We start from the raw sequence: 15,888 nt of genomic DNA, 5'->3' as shown, positions 1-15,888 counted from the left end.
TCGAGAGTTGGTCCGCACCCTAATGGCCGCATTTGCGACCCACTTCGACATGCAGAGGGGCAGCTCTCGTGACCAGGTGGGGAAACGAGCAGGGGTCGAGTTCAACTGGGCGCCTTCCGCGCAAGGACGTGGTGCTTGCGCCGTTTCGGTGAATTTCGTCGATCGGCGGAGAAAAAGCGAGCCGTTTTGTTGCGTCGGTGATCTTCCGAGCGATCACCTCTGCAGGGAGGGGCCGTGCCGAACAGTGAGGACTTCGATGACGGTGAGGCGGCAGGGCGGGCAAGCCTGTTCGTCTACCTGACGACCCGCCTGTCCGCCGAATACCGGGCGATCATGGACCTGTTCACCGGCCCGTTGCTGGCCGACCTTTCGGCAGCGGAGGTGGCTCAGCAGCTTGCAGATCGCGGTATCAACCTGCCGGTCGACGAGGTCACTGAGCGCTGTGAACGGTTGCAGAGCTGGGGCAATCTGGTGCGCGGCGTCCGTGACGCGCGGGTGCCCACCGTTCGAGACTTCCTGCGTTCCCGGAGCCGCTACCAGGCCTCCAAACTGGGCGGCAGGGTCCACCGAGACGCCGAGGCGGTGCTGGCCGCCGGCGATGGGGCGCAGGAGGTCGCGCGTGAACTGCTCGGTGCCACTGTCCAGGTCCTGGACCGCATCATCGAACGCCTGCGCGATCCGCATCCGGACCCGGAGACCCTGGCTGGCGACGTGACGACTGTGTTCAACAACCAGCGGCTGTTCAACGAGAGCGTCCGGGACTTCTACGCCTACTTGAACGCAGTGCTGTCCCGGTACGACCTTGCCGGCGACGAGTACCGCCAGTTCAAGGAGCTCCTGCTCGAGTACATCGACCTCATCACAGCAGATGTATCGCGGCACGCACCGGCGATCGCGATGCGGTGCGAGCGGATCTTGCCAAGACTCGATCGAATCCTGGCAGTCCTGGAGAAGCTGCCCGTGCTGATCATGCCGGATGGGACACCCGCCGATCGCATGCCCGGTCGCACCCGCGTGGATTGGGAGCAACTCCATGCCTGGTACTGCGGGGGTGACGGGCGTTCCGGGCCGGAGACACTTCGGGCCGCAGCCGACCAGGCACTTCGTCAGCTGCTCACCAACGCCAAGCGCATGCTGGCCGCTGCGGGCACCGGCGTCAGCAGGCGTGCCGACTTGCTCAAGCTGGCCGCTTGGTTTGACCAGGCAGGCATCGAGGACGCACACCGGCTTTACGCCGCGTCCTTCGGCGTGTTCCCCGCCCGGCACCTGTTCGGCGGACCGGACGAGCCCAGCCCCAAGGACGGTGTGAACACGTCCTGGTGGGATGCGACACCGATCGACGTACCGGTGAGCTTGCGCGACCGAGGTGACCGCCAGGCCCGCGGCGGAAGCGCGTCGGTGCCGGATCCGGGACTGGACGAGGAGCGGTTGCTCCGCCAGGCGGAGGCCGAGGCCCGTGCTCGTCGAATGGCCGCCGACGAGCTCGTCGCCGCCGGAGCCCTGGACGGTGCGCGGGTGAGTCCGGCGGCGCGGGATCTGCTGCTCGCGATGGTGGGTTCGTTGCTGGCCAAGCACCAGGACCTGACCAGGCCGGTCGTTGAATCCGACACCGACCTCGACCTGGAGATCATCGCCGAGACCGAACCCGGTGCGGCCACCCGGGTGGAGGCCCCAGACGGCACCGTGGTCGTACACGAGCTGAAGCTGCACGCGGGCCGGCGGTTCGGTGCCTCGGCTGACGAGAGCGGGAGGACAGCGTGAGTGCGAGGCCGAGGGGCACTCAGGAACACGAGGCGGACGACCGGCGGACCGCTGCCAGAGAGCTTCTGATGCACCCCGTACTCACCCTCGCGCGACAGCCGGACCAGCTCATCCAGGTTCGGCGACACGCTTCACAGCTGAAACGGATGTTCACGGCCACTCTCGGCTATCAGCTGGTCGTGGAACCGACATTCGCCCGTCTGCTCAAAACGCCGTTGAGCCCCGACACGGCTGTGCGGCCGGCTCGTACCCACACCGACAAGCCGTTCACGCCGCGGACCTACATGTACTTGGCCTTGGTCTGCGCGAGCCTTCTGGCATCGACCACGGCAGACCAAGTCCTGATGAACGCACTGGTGGAGCAAGTCCGGGCGGACGCGGTGACCGCCGGTGTCGCGGTGGCGGACTCGATCAGCGAGCGTCGTGACCTGGTGCGAGCCATCGGACTGCTCATCGAGTGGGGTGTGCTCGGCGAGACCGACGGGTCGGTCGCCGGCTGGGAGAACAGGCAGGACGAGGCGCTGCTGGACGTGCACCGGCCACTCCTGCCGCACCTGCTCTCCCGATCTCTGAGCGGTGTGGAAGCACCCGAGGGCTTGCTCGACGGATCTTCGGGGGACGCGGCGGAGCTCGAGCAGCCACGCCGCAGTCTCCGGCGGAAGTTGGTCGAGAATCCGCTCGTGCGACGTGAAGACCTCACGGAATCCGAACGCGACGTGCTGTCCCGCGAGCGACGGGACGTGACGCGGATGCTCGACGAGTCCTTCGGTCTCACAGTCGAGGCGCGGGCCGAAGGCGTGCTGGCTTACGATGCCGACGAGAAGCTCAGCGATGTGGCGTTCCCGGGCACCGGCACGGTCGCGCACGTGGCGCTGCTGTTGATCAACGCGTTGGCCGACGACCTGTCTGCCAACGTGGCCGACACCGTTGTAACCAAGGGGAGAACGGTGCCCGGCGCCCTCGCTCCCTGGGCAGCGGTCGACTCGAACATCGACTTGCTCATCGAGCAGTACGGCAAGGCGTTCGGTGACGGCTACCGCAGCGACCCCGCGTCGTTGAAAACAGCTGTGGTCGGTCTGCTCGAGTCCGTGAGCCTGGCTGCCTCCTCGGACGGCGGCCTGGTTCTGCACCCCGCCACCGCACGGTACCGACCCGAGCCCCACCGCGCGCCCGTACGCACGCGAGCGATGCGCCGGCTCGAAGAGGAAGATCCGTACACCTTGTTTCCCGCTCAGCCGGCCCATCGCGGAGAGAGCACATGACGGACGCGGTCGCGGAGACGTTAGAGCCGGCACCGCCAAAGCACCACCCCGACAGGTGGGGTTTGACCCGGGCGGGCATCGTCAACGTTTGGAACTACTACGACACCCTCTTCCGGTTCGCCGGCGGCCGCATGATCCTGCGTGGTACCAACGGTTCCGGCAAGGGCCGTGCCCTGGAAATGCTGCTGCCCTTCCTGCTCGACGCCGACCGCCGCAAAATGGACGCCACGGGCTCCGGAAAGGTCCGTCTCGAGGATCTGATGCGCCACGGTGCGCACGCTCAGGTGAATCGCCTGGGCTACCTCTGGCTCGAGCTGAGCCGAGAGGCCGAGGAACCGGCCGATCGGTACCTGACCATTGGGGCCTTGGTGCGGTTTTCGGCCAGCACCGGCGGAGCGAAGGTCTGGTACTTCACGACCCCGCTGCGAGTTGGGGGCGACCTGCGCCTGATGGACGACCGCCGGCAGCCGCTCTCACGGGAACACCTCGGGCAGCTGATCGGCGTGGACCGGATCACGGACCGGCCCGACGTCCATCGCGAGAAGATCGCCGCGCAGGTGTTCGGCTTGACCGGTAGCAGCGGCAAGGAGCGGTACGCCGGACTGCTCCAGTTGCTGCACACACTCCGCGCGCCGGACGTCGGCAACCGCATCGATGAGGGAAACCTGCCCAAGATCCTTTCCGACGCTTTGCCGCCTCTTTCGGAGGTGACCCTCCGGGAGGCGGGTGAACGGCTCGATTCGTTGTCCGATTCGCGTGAAGAACAACGACGGCTCGTCAAAGCGGTGGAGCAGCTCCACGACTTTCTCGACGTCTACCGCCGATACGTCGCGCGGACGCTCTTCGATGCGGCAGAGCGCACCAAGACCGCCGCGGGCGAGGCCGCCGCGCTCGCGGCGCAGGAGCGCAAGGCGAACGCTGATCACACTGAACTGCGCTCGAAGCACGAGCGCGTCATCGGGGAACTCGAGGAGGCGAAGGAACGCGAGAACGAACTGGGCTCGATCATAGAAGGCCTCAAAGAGTTGCCGGCGTACCAAGCCGGGCTGGACATCGAAAATCTCAGGAAGCGTGTCGAAGCATTGGGACACTTCGCAACAGGCAATCTCGAGGCCGCCTCCGCCCGACGGGAGGAAGAAGCACGTGCGGTAGGCCGTGCTGACGAGCTCGCGGAAGAGATCCGCGTCATGGCCGAGCGAGCCGACGCGGGCCTGGCCTCAGTGCGACGCCACTTGACCGAGGCGAAAATGCGGGTCACTGCCCTGCCGGTGAAGGTAGTGGCGGACCTCGGTGCGGCCGAAGGCGAGTGGGAGCACGTCCGGTGCTCACTGACCGACGCTGCCCAACCGGTCCGGAGACCTGTCCCACCGCCGATTGTGATGGATCCTTCCGCGCCCGACGTGGTCGCGAGCACCGTGCGTGATGTCGGCCAGACCGCGGGAAGGCGTGCCGGGGAGGCCTTGAACCGGCAGGCCCAAGCTGCGGCGATCGAAGATCGCGCTCAGGAATTGCGGCAGACCGAGCAGCACGTGGAGGATCTCGGCCGTCGAGCCGAAGAGGACGCCGAACGGGCGGAAGCCCGGGCCGGCGAACGGGACGGCACCGCCCGGGACTTGGCCGCGGAGTGGCGCCGGTGGACTTCGGACGAGCGCACGCACGCCATCCTGGGCGCCGTTGACTGGTCGCGGACCGCCGTCAGCGTGCTGCTCCTCGACGCCGACGCGCTGACCGGCACGGCGCCGGACGAAGAAGTCTCCGCTCTGGACCACCTGGCCACCGAAGCCGCCGCCCCGGCTTGCTCGATGATCGCAGACCGGCGTGCGGAGGTGCGGCAAGCCAGGCGGACGGATGCCGTGCTGCGGCGGCAACTGGAGGAGGAACAGCAGGACCTCCGCGCCGAGCGCGATCCCGAACCACCTGGGGTCCCGTGGACGCGAGACGCTCCGGCCGGCTCGCGACCGCTCTGGCGCCTGGTCGATTTCACGGGGGATGTAGGTGGAGCCGAACGCGCCGGCCTGGAAGCGGCTCTGCTGTCAGCCGGATTGCTGTCGGCTGCTGTTGCCGAGGACGGCTCCCTGGTAGCCGGGGACGGACAGGTCCTGCTGACCGCGGATGCCCCAGTGGCCCCTCGTGCGCTGACCGAGGTGCTCAGCTGGGACTCGACGGGAAGCCTGCCGGAGGCGCCCGTCACCGCGGTGCTCGCCCGGATCGGATTCGGTCCCGGCCACGCCACATGGGTCGGTCCGGACGGCCGCTGGGGCAACGGGCCACTGCGGGGCAAGCACCACGTCGACACGGCTCGGTTCATCGGAGCGGCCGCCCGCTCGTCGGCGCGTGCCGAGCGACTCAACGCCATTGAAGGGGAACTGTCCAAGCTCGACGAACAGGACCTGGAACGCACCCGCGAGCTCGAGCGGTTGCAGAGCGCCGACGATGAATTGGACCAGTACGTCCGTTCCGCTCCCAAGTCCGTCGACCTCATCAAAGCCCGTGCTGAGGCGCGAGCTACGGCCGACGAGGCAACCAGGTCCGCGCGAGCGGCCGCCGAAATATCGGCGAAGGCAGAGCGCTTGCGTGAAGAATTGGCTGCTGCTCGCCGAGCGCACGGAGAACTGTGTGCTCGGCTGGGTCTTCCAGCGGATGTGGCGGGCCTGGTCACCGTCGTGGAGGCTGCGCACGAGGCCAAGCGGGCCGGGACCCTGCTGGCCGATCGCCTCGACGCGATACACGGCCATCGCGAGAAGCACGAGAGGGCATCCGCTGAGATCACGACCGCTGCCGGCGGCCGACGGCTGGCCGAGTCGGCAGCTCGGAATTCGTGGAGCGAATGGCACGAAGAGAGCGGAAAGTTCACCACGTTGAGCGAAGCGCTCGGAGACGAGGCCGAGGAGGTGAGAGAACGGTTACGGGACGCCGAGCAGGAAAAAACCAGGGTTCATTCCTCGGTCACGAAGCTCGAAGCGTTGGAACGGAAGCTCTATGAGGCCGCCGCTGACGCGAAAGCAGATGTCGACGAGTCGCGCCGCAAGGCCAGGGAGGCCACGGGAGCGATGACGGCGGCCGTCGAGTCGCTGGGCCGGCAAGTCGCGCTACGGGGTGTGAGCGAAGCAGCCACAAGCGGAGCGGCCGGAATCCTGAGCGAACTGTGTCTCTTGGCCGCTACGACGACGACCACGCAGGTCGAACGGGCCGCGGTGGCCGTTCAGCAGCACGTCGACACCTCGGGCCAGCACGTCGGTGAAGCCGGACTGATGCGGGCGGTGCAGGTCACGGCAGGAGATCTGGCCAATACCTTCGACCTCAACTCGGACAACCAGGAGGGTCTCTGGCTGGTGGACCTGACTGATGCCACGGGGCGCCAGCCGGTCGCGCTCGCCGCAGCCCGGCTGCGTGAGCAAGCCGAACGCGCGGCTGGCGCGCTCACCGAACGGGAACACCGGGTCTTCACCGACTTCGTCATCGGTGGCGTCGGTGAAGAGCTGCGACGCCGCCTGACTCAGGCGGAGGGCCTGGTCAAGGCCATGGATGCCAGTCTACGAGACATCAGGACGAGTCACGGCATCGGCGTCCGGCTTCGGTGGGAACTGGTGGAACCGAGGGCCAGCCCGATCGGGCGGATCCGCGAACTGGTCGCCGAAACAGCCGCGGTGCGGCGATCGGAAGACACCGAAGAACTCATCCGCTTGCTCAAGGAGCGGGTCGACGAGCGGTTCACAGAGGACGAGGCAACCGGCTACAGCGAGCATCTGCGCGCCGCCTTGGACTACCGGCAGTGGCACCGGGTTGAAGTGTCCATTCTCGGCCCGGCACCCGGGCAGGTGCGCAAGATCAGCCGACGCGCCAAGCTGTCCCAGGGCGAGACGCGGTTCGTCTCGTACCTCGCCCTCTTCGCGGCCGCTGATGCGTACTTGACCTTGCTGCCCGACACTGCCCGAGCCCTGCGCCTCATTCTGCTGGACGACGCATTCGCCAAGGTGGACGACCGAACGATCGGGGAGCTGATGGGGCTGCTGGTCCGGATGGACGTGGACTTCTGCATGACCGGGCACGCCCTGTGGGGAGCCTATCCGCAAGTTCCCAGCGTTGACATCTACGAGATCCGTCGTGCCGAGGGGACTGCTGCCGCTGCCACCCACGTGCATTGGGACGGTCACACCCGTCACTACCTCCGCTCGGCGGGCGGCGCGTGACCGGCGGCATCCCGTTGTCCTCGCGCGCTTACCTTGCTCGACCGAGCTTGGCCCCTTTGTGGCTGGCGCTGCGCAAGCGACTGGAGAACAACGAACTGGCTGTGCGTGGCTCGGTGGTCATCGAGCTGGACTACGAGTCGGCCGAGGACCTGTCCGGACTGCTCGGCCGGGTGCTCGGGCCGGGACGCCGCAGTGTGTCGCTGCCAGAGCTCGACGCGGCTTTGCGTTCGTCGGCGGTCGCCCAAGGCTTGGTGACCGTCGTAGCCGAACTGACGGGTGAACCGCTCCTCGACCGGAAGGCCACCAGCCGGGCCAGACGAGTGGAGAAGCTCGGCTTGTGGACCACCTGGGAGGCCGCGGTGGCCGAATCGGGACTGGGTGCTGCACCGTGGCTATCCCGATGGCAGGAAGGCGTCCGGCGCGCTGGTTTGCTCAGCCGTGCCGGCGATGGGGCCGGCGGTGTGATCCACCGGACAGTGGCGGTCTTGCAGATGCTTGCGACGACCGTCCCGCTGGGCGACCGGAATGCGGACGCGGTGGCCGAAGCCTGGCCGGCAACGCCGTCGTTTGAATTGGCAGAGCTGGCGAGCCGGGCTTGCGCAGACGCACACGCCCTGGACGACGGGCAGTTGACCGCTGTCCTCGTACTCCGGGCGCTGGCGGCAGCGAGTGGCGAGGACATTCCCCGTACACCCGCAGCTCGGCGTGAACTGTGGGCAATGGCCGGCGTCACTCCCGACGCGGTCTCGGGCACGGTCCTGGCGTGGTCGGTACGCCCGCCGGGCGAACACCCGTGGGCGAACGCCATGCGAGCCCGCTCCGATCTTGGTGTCGTCACCCACGTCACGCTCCAGGAATGGCACGCTGCCGCAGACTGCATGTGGGCTGCGCCGGGAGCGCAAGTGTTCGTCTGCGAAAACCCGCAGGTGCTCCAGGCAGCTGCACGTGCAGGCTCGACGAGTCCGCTGCTGTGCACTTCGGGGAATCCGGCGACGGTGGCCATCAAAGTGCTGGACCGGCTCGTCGCGGGAGGAGCCACCGTTCGCTATCACGGCGACTTCGACACCGCCGGCGTCCGTATCGCCGGGCGCCTGTTCGATCGGGGCGCTCTGCCGTGGCGTTACGCCGCCGAGGACTACCTGGCCGCAGTTGGGAACGCGCAGCTACCGCTCATCGGCGCAGTGCCCGAAACCCCGTGGTCTCCAGACCTCGCGAAGGCGATGCAGTGCCACCAAGTGGCGGTGCATGAGGAAGCCCAGCTGGATACTTTGCTCGCAGACTTGACTCGCTGCGGTTCGCCAGGCCACGGCAAAGGATGAGCACCAGGAGTCGGCGGTCTGCTGGCGGATTCACCTCAATACCTGTCGTACGGCCCGAACTGAAAAGTTCCAACGAAGACGCGGGCTTCAGGTGAATGTTCAACGTGACGCTAAAGGATGTCTCGTAACTGGTGTTGTGGTTGGTGGGTTGGTGTTGTGGATCAGTCGGTGAGGAGGATGTTGTGGAGGTGGGCGATGCCGGAGACGGTGTCGTTGAGTGTGCTGGCGGCGCGGCGGTAGTCGCGCAGGATTTTCCAGCACTTCATCCGTGCCAGTGCGTGTTCGACGCGGGCGCGGATCTTGCGGTGGCCGGCGTTGAGGTCTTGTTTCCAGTCCGGGAGATGGCTGCCGTCGCGAGGTTGGCGGTAGGGCATGATCACGGCCGGGGTTGCCTTGGTAGCCGCCGTCGGCCATCACCGGGCGCCGTTGCAGTGTCCGTTCGATGCCGGAGTCGCGGTAGACGGTGCAGTCGTTGCGGTTGCCGGGATGCGCGTCGCCGGTGGCGATCACCAACCGGGTGTCGGCGTCGATCGCGACTTGCACATTCGTGGAGTAGCGGTAGTTCTTCGACGGCGCCGCCAGCCGATGATCCCGCGTCGGCAGGTGGCCTCAATTCGCCTCGGGGACGTCTGAGGAATACGGATCTTCGGCGGGGTGGACGCCTGGGGGGCCAACCCCGCCGATGCTGTTTCGGCGCACTGCGAGGGCGCCTGCTAGCGTTTCGCTGATGGAGGGTCGAGGCTCGGGCAAACCGGACCGGTCGGTGTCGCAGACGCTGAGCCGGGGCCTTCAGGTGCTCGAACTCCTCGCCAGGGAAGGCCGGCCGCTCACCGCGCAGGAGATGGCCAAATCGCTCGGGCTCTCACGGCCGATCGTGTACCGCCTGCTCCATACGCTGGCGCAACATCACCTGCTGAGCAACGAGGTCGAGAACGGTCGCTACGACCTCGGGCTCGGCCTGCTGTCGTTGTCCCGCAGTGTCCAGAAGGACCTGCGCAGCGCGGCCTTCCCGATCATCAAGTCGCTGGTGCACCAGCTCGACACCACCGCTGTCCTCGGTCTGCGCGACGGCGACGAGGTTGTCTACGTGCTCGCGGTCGAGCCGGAGTTCGCGCGGATGGCGGTGCGCTCGCGGGAGGGTACCCGCCGACCGATTGACGACAGCACTTCGGGCCTCGCATTGCGGCTGACGCTCGAGCCCAGTCCGGATGACGACGAGGAACTGCGGCAGGCGCGGGCCAAGGGCTTCGCTGCGCGGCACATCGTCATCGACTACCAGGCGACCGCGATCGCGGCGCCCATTCCGTCGTTTCCCGGCCCGAGCGACGCCTGCGTGACCGTGCTGTTCCCCAACGTCATCGACGACATCGACGACAAGGCGGCGGTCATCGTCGAGGCGGCTCAGCGCGTCGCCCGAGTCGTCCGCATCTGAGGCATTTCTTCTCTTTCGCGCTGTTCCGTGGGGCATTGACGCACCCGTCTGCGCTAGCTACGTTTAATATACGTACAGGTGTTACGAATATCGGACACAGTGCCTGGGAAGCGAGGAGTACGCGATGGCAACATCGGGCCCGTTCCGGATGGGTGCGGTCGGCGACATCAACCTGGAGAATTTCGCCACCGACTCGAACCCCTTCCGCCAGTTGATGCCGCAGCTGGCTGAGCTGAACCTCGCCGTCGGCAACCTCGAAGGCCTGCTCGCTGAGCCGGCCGAGCTGTTCTACAAGCCAGGCTTCAAGCACGTCGGCGAAGGTCATGCGCCGAACCTCGCCGAGGCTGGGTTTCGCATGCTCAATCTGGCGAGCAACGTGACCTTCGGTGCGGAACCCATTGGCACCACGGTGAAACAGCTCGACGAGGCAGGGATCGTGCACTCCGGTGCCGGCCTGGACCGCACGAGCGCACACCGCGCGGCGCGGACCGAAGTGGACGGAAAACGGATTTCCCTGGTATCGCGCACGGCGGTGTTCTGGCCGCACGGCCACGAGGCGACGGACACCCGCGCCGGTGTCGCGCCGATCCACGTGACGACGTCCTACCATCCACACGCCCGGCTCATCGAGATGCCGGGCCTGCCCGCGAAGACGATCACGACGCCCGACCCGGCCGATGTCGAAGCGCTGCGTGCCGATATCGCGGCCGAGCGGGAAAACGCCGATATCGTCATCGCGTTCTTTCACTTCGGAGTGTCATCTCAGCGCGATGTCGTGGACTACCAGCGCACTCTCGCGCAGGTGTGCATCGACGCGGGCGCGGATGTGGTTTTCGGCTCGCATGCGCACGTCATCCAGCCCATCGAGGTCTATCGAGGCAAGCCGATCTTCTACGGCTTGAGCCAGGTGATCTTCGGCTGGGACTTCGTGGCGAAGCTGAAGCACCCGGGCCAGCCCGGTTTGCTCGCCGAACTCGAGCTGACGGATGGCGATTTCCGCTGGAGCGCCCGTTTCGTCAAGCCGGCGGAGAATCTCGAACCGCGCGTCGTGTCGCTCGACGAGGTGCCGGAAGAGGTGGAGTTCCTCACCAAGGCCTGCGGCGACGCCATCCATTTCGAAGGCGATCGCCTGATCGTTCACACCGGATAGAAAAAGGCGATTTCGTAATCGGCGGAGCCGCTGGCCGTGGGCAGTCGGCCTGCGCCGCCACGTGCACCGCCTAACGGATGTCTCGTAACTGGTGTTGTGGTTGGCGGGGCTGGTGTTGTGGATCAGTCGGTAAGGAGGATGTTGTGCAGATGGGCGATGCCGGAGACGGTGTGGTTGAGCGTGCCGGCGGCGCGGCGATAGTCGTGCAGGATCTTCCACCACTTCATCCGCACCAGAACGTGTTCGACGCGCCACGGATCTTGCGGTGTCCTTGCGATAGGGCATGATCACCTCGGAGTTGCCTTGGTAGCCGCCGTCGGCCATCACCGGACGCCCCACCAGTTTCCTGAGCTATGCCGGAATCGCGGTAGACGGTGCAGTCGGTGTGGTTGCCGGATGCGCGTCGTCGGTGGCGATCACCAACCGGGTGTCCGCGTCGATCGCAACCTGCACATTCGCCGAGTACCGGTAGTTCTTCGACGGTGCCGCCAGCCGGTGATCCCGCGTGGGCACCAAGGTGCCGTCCACGTTCGCGACCAACGCCAGCAGTGGCCCGATCGTGTCGATCACCCGGTGTGTCGCGGAATGCGACACCCCGAACAGTCGTCCGATCTGGCACATCGTCAGGTTCGTCCGCCGGTACGTCGCCACCAGCAGCACCCGATCGGCCAGATCAAGACGCCACTGACGACCACGGCCATCAGCGATCTCGTCACCGCCACGATTCGCACCAGCTTCCGGAACTGCCCCGGCGCCAACCCCGTGAACGGGGGCAATCCTCCGACCGCGACGCCGAGACCACCTGCAGCACCACACCATGTTCAACCAACACCCCCAACCAACCCACACCGGGTTACGAGACATCCCTTAGCAAGCCATTACAGAGTGTTTTCGAGCGCACAAAGGAGTGTGCATGTCGGACACAACGAGAGATCGGCCGATCATCGACGTCAGGCCGCTGATCGAGAACCAGCGCATCGCCGGGTTCTGGGTAGCGCTGTTCGCTGTGGCTTGGCTGGTCACCTTTCTCGAAGGCTTCGATCTGCAGGTCATTTCGTTCGCGGGCAGTTTCCTGAAGCACGATTTCGGGATCAACAACACGCAGCTCGGCACGCTCGGCACCATCGGTGTAGTGGGCCAACTGTTCGGTGGCATCGCGATCGGGTATCTGGGCGACAAGTTCGGCCGGAAGCCGTTGATCATCGGCTCGGTGGCGGGCTTCGCCGTGTTCATGGTGCTGTTCGCGTTCGCCGCGAACTACAGCCAGCTGGTGCTTCTGCGGTTTGCCACGGGGTTGTTCATCGGTGGCGCGCTCCCGCTGGTGTGGGCATTGGTGAGTGAGTTCGCGCCGAGGCGACTGCGGTCCACGTCGGTCGTCATCGTGATGGTCGGCTACAGCCTGGGCAGTGCCTCGGGTGGGCCGGTGTCGAACCTCCTGATTCCGCACCACGGCTGGTCGTCGGTGTTCCTCGCCGGTGGTATCGCGTCGTTCGCCGTGCTGATTCCGGTGATTCTGTTCATGCCGGAGTCGATCAAGTTCCTCGCCGAACACAATGTCAGGCGGGAAAAGATTCTCCCCATCCTCCGCCGTGTCAGCCCGGGGCTCCAAGCACCGGCCGACGCACGGTTCGTGGTGGGGACGCAGGAAGTCGAGCGGGTGCGGTTCACCCCGGCGCACCTGTTCCGTGGCAAGCTGGCGTGGCTCACACCGCTTGTCTGGGCGGCGTGGTTCTGCTCCGCGACGATCGTGTTCTACCTCGCGTTCTGGAGCCCGATTCTCAACCAGCAACTCGGTTTCAGCGTGTCGGCGGCAGCGAATCTCGCCGCGGTTACGTCGGTCGCGGGCGCGTTGGGTCAGGTGCTGATCAGCCGGTTCATCGATCGCCGGGGCGCGGGCTCGATCATGTGGATGCCGCTGCTGGCCGTGCCGTGCCTCATCCTGATCGGTTTCGCACCGCTCGGCATGGCCGGCTACGTGGCGGTGCTCATCCTGTCGCACATCATGATTATCGGTGGTAATGGCGGTGTTATCAGCATTTCCGGTATCTTCTACCGCCCGGGGATCCGCGCGAGCGGTGGTGGCTGGGCGGCGTCGGTGTCGAAGCTGGGCGCGATGCTCGGCCCGTGGCTCGCCGGGCTGCTGCTGGACGACGGAATCAGCGCGAAGGGCACGTTCTTCGTGTTCGCGATCTTTCCGGTCGCGATGGTGGTGGTGCTCGCGGTGCTCGGCCGCATCCAGCGGACGCTCCCCGCGGGCGCCGAAGGCTCGCTCCAGTAGGTCACATCGTCCAAATAGGACGCGGTCCGTTCCGCTTCGCCACGGTGTTTCTTCTTACCGTGCGGACGACGTCGCCGCGAATCTTCTGCCCAGTCGGCGTCGGGTATGTCACGCCGACGCCCTCTTCGTCGCCTCTCAGGCGCTCTCGGCAATGGGAACAACCCACCCCGACTTCGTCACCTCGGTAGAGCAAGCCCACAGCAGCCTCGCGGACCTTATCCTCCGACCGCAACAGCCGATCAGCACGGTGACAGAGCGGGCCCGCATGAATGATGGGGCCACGACACCGCGAGCACGCGCGGCGCTGATTGCTGAGCGCCGGGCGCCTGAACAACTTGGACGTTGCACGCTGTTCAGGCGCCCGGTCATTCTCACGATCCGGCACTTACAGGTCGTCGCGACCTGAGCGACCGAACCGCGACAACGTGGATCAACAACTGGCGACATTGGGAGTCGGTCAATGGCGGAGTGCGCACATGAAGTGCGCCGGTGACGTCACTCAAGCCGCAGGTCGGCGGCGAACTTCAGCGTGGGGTTATGGGTCAGCTCCGTCCCGCGAGTCAGGCTGCAGGTCGTGGTCGACAACTTCGCCACCCACAAACATCCCGACGTCCGGAAGTGGCTGTCCCGCAACAAGCGGATCAGCTTGCACTTCACACCCACCAGCTGCTCCTGGCTGAACATGGTCGAAATCTTCTTCGGCATCATCACCCGCCAAGCCATCCGACGCGGCACCTTCACCAGCGTCGCCGACCTCGAACACGCCATCCGCGACTTCATCGACGCCTACAACAACCGCTCCACGCCGTTCACTTGGACCGCCACCGCCGACGGCGTACTCACCAAAATCAACCGTAAAACAAACTCAGACACGAAACACTAGCTTGGCGCCGGGTGACCAGGCCTCGACCCCAGATACCTGAGTCCGCGTCGATGAGCCGGCCGTGCGGCTGCTGGATATCGTCGGAGCATGGCGGTGGTTCACGACGCAGCGGCCGACGTCGCGAAGCTGGTCGTTTCGGCTTCGGCCATTTGGGCGAGACTGCCGCAGCGGTCGCCTGTCCCGGTAAGATCGTGGCCCTGGATGTCGACGATCTGCATGCGCTCGTCGGTGATCTGAACCGAGGCGGAGCATTCGCTGGTCGACCGGCCCACACGGTAGGCGAGCGCCGGAAAGCCGGCGATCGGCGTTTCGGTCCACGGGTACGATTCGCTTTCCTTGTTGCCTTTCCTCGCACAATTTTCAGGTGTTGGTGGCGCTGGCACGTGCTTTTCGCGCTGCGTAGCCGAGGACTCTGGTGGGCCGAGCTCGGTCGGCACCAACCGGCGCCATAAGGACCACCTATGTCGTTTTACTTGACAACGGCGTTACAGGTGGGTCAAGTGGAGTGATGGCCGTCAGGCCTGTCCGGCGAGTGATGGAGGATGTCCCGTGTCTTTCCCCGGTCTACAGCATGTCGCGATCACCGTCAGTGATCTCGAGCGCAGCGCGAGGTGGTACTCAGCGCTGTTCGGGGCGGAGCCCCTGCTCGACGAGGACGAGGAGGGCGGCCGGTTCCACCACGCCGTCTACGCCCTCGACGGCGGGATGTTGTTCGGCCTGCACACCCACCACGGCCGTGAGACCGGGGAGCGCTTCACCGAAGAGCGCACCGGCCTCGATCACGTGGGGTTCGCCGTGGGCTCCCACGGCGAACTGGAACAGTGGGCGCACAAGCTGACCGCCATGGGCATCGCGCACGACGGCATCAAGAAGGCGCACTACGGCAGCGGGATCTCTTTCCGCGACCCGGACAACATCGCCCTCGAGTTCTTCGCCTTCCCCGAGAGCTGATCCGGCCGGACGGCCTCCGCGACAGGCGCGGATGAGCGTTGGTGGGGCGTCGACGGCGAAGCCCGGCGAGCCGATCGGGCTCGAGCCGAGGTCGCTCTGATGCTGCCGTCGGCTAACCTGGCACCGGCCCGAGTTCACTGTGCTGCGCATCGGTTCGTTCTGCCGCCCGGTGGTCCGCACCGGAGCTTTCGGATCCAGCCGTTGCCATCATCGCCGGGTGGGCTCGGGTCGTCCCACAGACACACTCGTCGGCGCACTGTGCGGGTCCTTCGCGCTGCGCCAAGACGTTCGTCGCGCCGGTGGTGCGGAAGCTGACCGGTGAGGGGTTCCGCCGCCATGGGCGGAGTGCCGCCGGTCGACGTGGCCGATCTGGTCCGCAAGGGCAAGCGCGTGATCGATGTGGTGGACGGCTGCGGCAACGCGCCGACGTCCTGCCCGAGCTGGCGTCGCTCGTCGCTGCGGGCCGGGTGCCGGTCGGGAAGCTCGTGACGACGTTCGGGCTCGACGATGTCGAGGGCGCGGCCGAAGCGATGGAAACGGCACGGCCGCGAAGCCGGTGCTGCGGCCCCGGGAGGAGACCGGTGGCCGGAAGCCTTTCTCCCGGGAGGAAAACCGACCACCCGACCACGGATCACCACGCAATCTTCGAAGCGAAGTGCGCC

General features: G+C 66.3%; 11 protein-coding genes and 2 pseudogenes. 10 read left to right on the top strand and 3 right to left on the bottom strand.

What is annotated here, in order from left to right; all coding sequences use genetic code 11:
* The first annotated feature begins 234 nt into the window (after positions 1 to 234).
* From ACIA77_RS47595 to ACIA77_RS47580, 4 genes are read left to right on the top strand one after another with little or no spacing between them, the layout of a single operon-like run.
* Positions 235 to 1,761: a TIGR02677 family protein gene (locus tag ACIA77_RS47595; protein ID WP_395892819.1), complete on the top strand. Its 1,527-nt coding sequence runs from the start codon at positions 235 to 237 to the stop codon at positions 1,759 to 1,761.
* Positions 1,758 to 3,023, top strand: coding sequence for a TIGR02678 family protein (locus tag ACIA77_RS47590; protein ID WP_395892818.1), 1,266 nt, complete (start codon positions 1,758 to 1,760; stop codon positions 3,021 to 3,023). The genes ACIA77_RS47595 and ACIA77_RS47590 overlap by 4 nt, the downstream gene beginning before the upstream one ends.
* Complete coding sequence (locus ACIA77_RS47585; RefSeq protein WP_395892817.1) at positions 3,020 to 7,213, top strand: TIGR02680 family protein; 4,194 nt, start codon at positions 3,020 to 3,022, stop codon at positions 7,211 to 7,213. Before ACIA77_RS47590 ends, ACIA77_RS47585 begins: the two co-directional genes overlap by 4 nt.
* Positions 7,210 to 8,532, top strand: a complete 1,323-nt coding sequence (locus ACIA77_RS47580; RefSeq protein ID WP_395892816.1) for a TIGR02679 family protein — start codon at positions 7,210 to 7,212, stop codon at positions 8,530 to 8,532. Before ACIA77_RS47585 ends, ACIA77_RS47580 begins: the two co-directional genes overlap by 4 nt.
* A 161-nt stretch (positions 8,533 to 8,693) precedes the next feature.
* On the opposite strand, the pseudogene ACIA77_RS47575 reads toward ACIA77_RS47580, so the two are convergent.
* Positions 8,694 to 9,135: pseudogene (locus ACIA77_RS47575) on the bottom strand (transposase family protein); the annotation flags it as partial.
* 160 nt (positions 9,136 to 9,295) lie between these two features.
* Here ACIA77_RS47575 and ACIA77_RS47570 point away from each other — a divergent pair.
* Positions 9,296 to 9,964, top strand: a complete 669-nt coding sequence (locus ACIA77_RS47570) for an IclR family transcriptional regulator (protein ID WP_395892815.1) — start codon at positions 9,296 to 9,298, stop codon at positions 9,962 to 9,964.
* A 124-nt stretch (positions 9,965 to 10,088) separates the two neighbouring features.
* Positions 10,089 to 11,114, top strand: a complete 1,026-nt coding sequence (locus ACIA77_RS47565) for a CapA family protein (protein ID WP_395892814.1) — start codon at positions 10,089 to 10,091, stop codon at positions 11,112 to 11,114.
* A 122-nt stretch (positions 11,115 to 11,236) separates the two neighbouring features.
* Here the strand turns inward: ACIA77_RS47565 and ACIA77_RS47560 are convergent.
* A pseudogene (locus ACIA77_RS47560) lies at positions 11,237 to 11,922 on the bottom strand (transposase family protein).
* Positions 11,923 to 12,027: 105 nt separating this feature from the next.
* On the opposite strand from ACIA77_RS47560, the gene ACIA77_RS47555 reads away from it, so the two are divergent.
* Positions 12,028 to 13,392, top strand: a complete 1,365-nt coding sequence (locus ACIA77_RS47555) for an MFS transporter (protein WP_395892813.1) — start codon at positions 12,028 to 12,030, stop codon at positions 13,390 to 13,392.
* Positions 13,393 to 13,921: 529 nt separating this feature from the next.
* Positions 13,922 to 14,275 (top strand): transposase, encoded by a 354-nt coding sequence (locus ACIA77_RS47550; RefSeq protein ID WP_395892812.1) that lies wholly within the window; start codon positions 13,922 to 13,924, stop codon positions 14,273 to 14,275.
* Between the two features lie 98 nt (positions 14,276 to 14,373).
* Here the strand turns inward: ACIA77_RS47550 and ACIA77_RS47545 are convergent, their stop codons facing one another.
* The gene (locus tag ACIA77_RS47545) at positions 14,374 to 14,712 is read right to left on the bottom strand and encodes a hypothetical protein (protein WP_395892811.1); all 339 of its coding nucleotides are present in this window, start codon (positions 14,710 to 14,712) and stop codon (positions 14,374 to 14,376) included.
* A gap of 112 nt (positions 14,713 to 14,824) precedes the next feature.
* Between ACIA77_RS47545 and ACIA77_RS47540 the strand changes: the two genes are divergently transcribed.
* On the top strand, positions 14,825 to 15,226 hold the full coding sequence (locus ACIA77_RS47540; RefSeq protein WP_395892810.1) for a VOC family protein: 402 nt from the start codon (positions 14,825 to 14,827) through the stop codon (positions 15,224 to 15,226).
* Between the two features lie 318 nt (positions 15,227 to 15,544).
* Complete coding sequence (locus tag ACIA77_RS47535) at positions 15,545 to 15,715, top strand: hypothetical protein (protein WP_395892809.1); 171 nt, start codon at positions 15,545 to 15,547, stop codon at positions 15,713 to 15,715.
* The last annotated feature ends 173 nt before the right edge of the window (positions 15,716 to 15,888 follow it).

Source organism: Amycolatopsis sp. NPDC051903, assembly GCF_044452505.1.
In the GTDB taxonomy this organism is placed as follows: Bacteria; Actinomycetota; Actinomycetes; order Mycobacteriales; family Pseudonocardiaceae; genus Amycolatopsis.
Note: the sequence above shows the minus strand (reverse complement) of the source record. Positions and strands in the feature narration are given on the sequence as shown.

Excerpts from the sequence above, each read along its gene's own strand:
- ACIA77_RS47565 (WP_395892814.1), top strand. The coding sequence starts at position 10,089 with ATGGCAACATCGGGCCCGTTCCGGATGGGTGCGGTCGGCGACATCAAC.
- ACIA77_RS47585 (WP_395892817.1), top strand. The coding sequence starts at position 3,020 with ATGACGGACGCGGTCGCGGAGACGTTAGAGCCGGCACCGCCAAAGCAC.
- ACIA77_RS47555 (WP_395892813.1), top strand. The coding sequence starts at position 12,028 with ATGTCGGACACAACGAGAGATCGGCCGATCATCGACGTCAGGCCGCTG.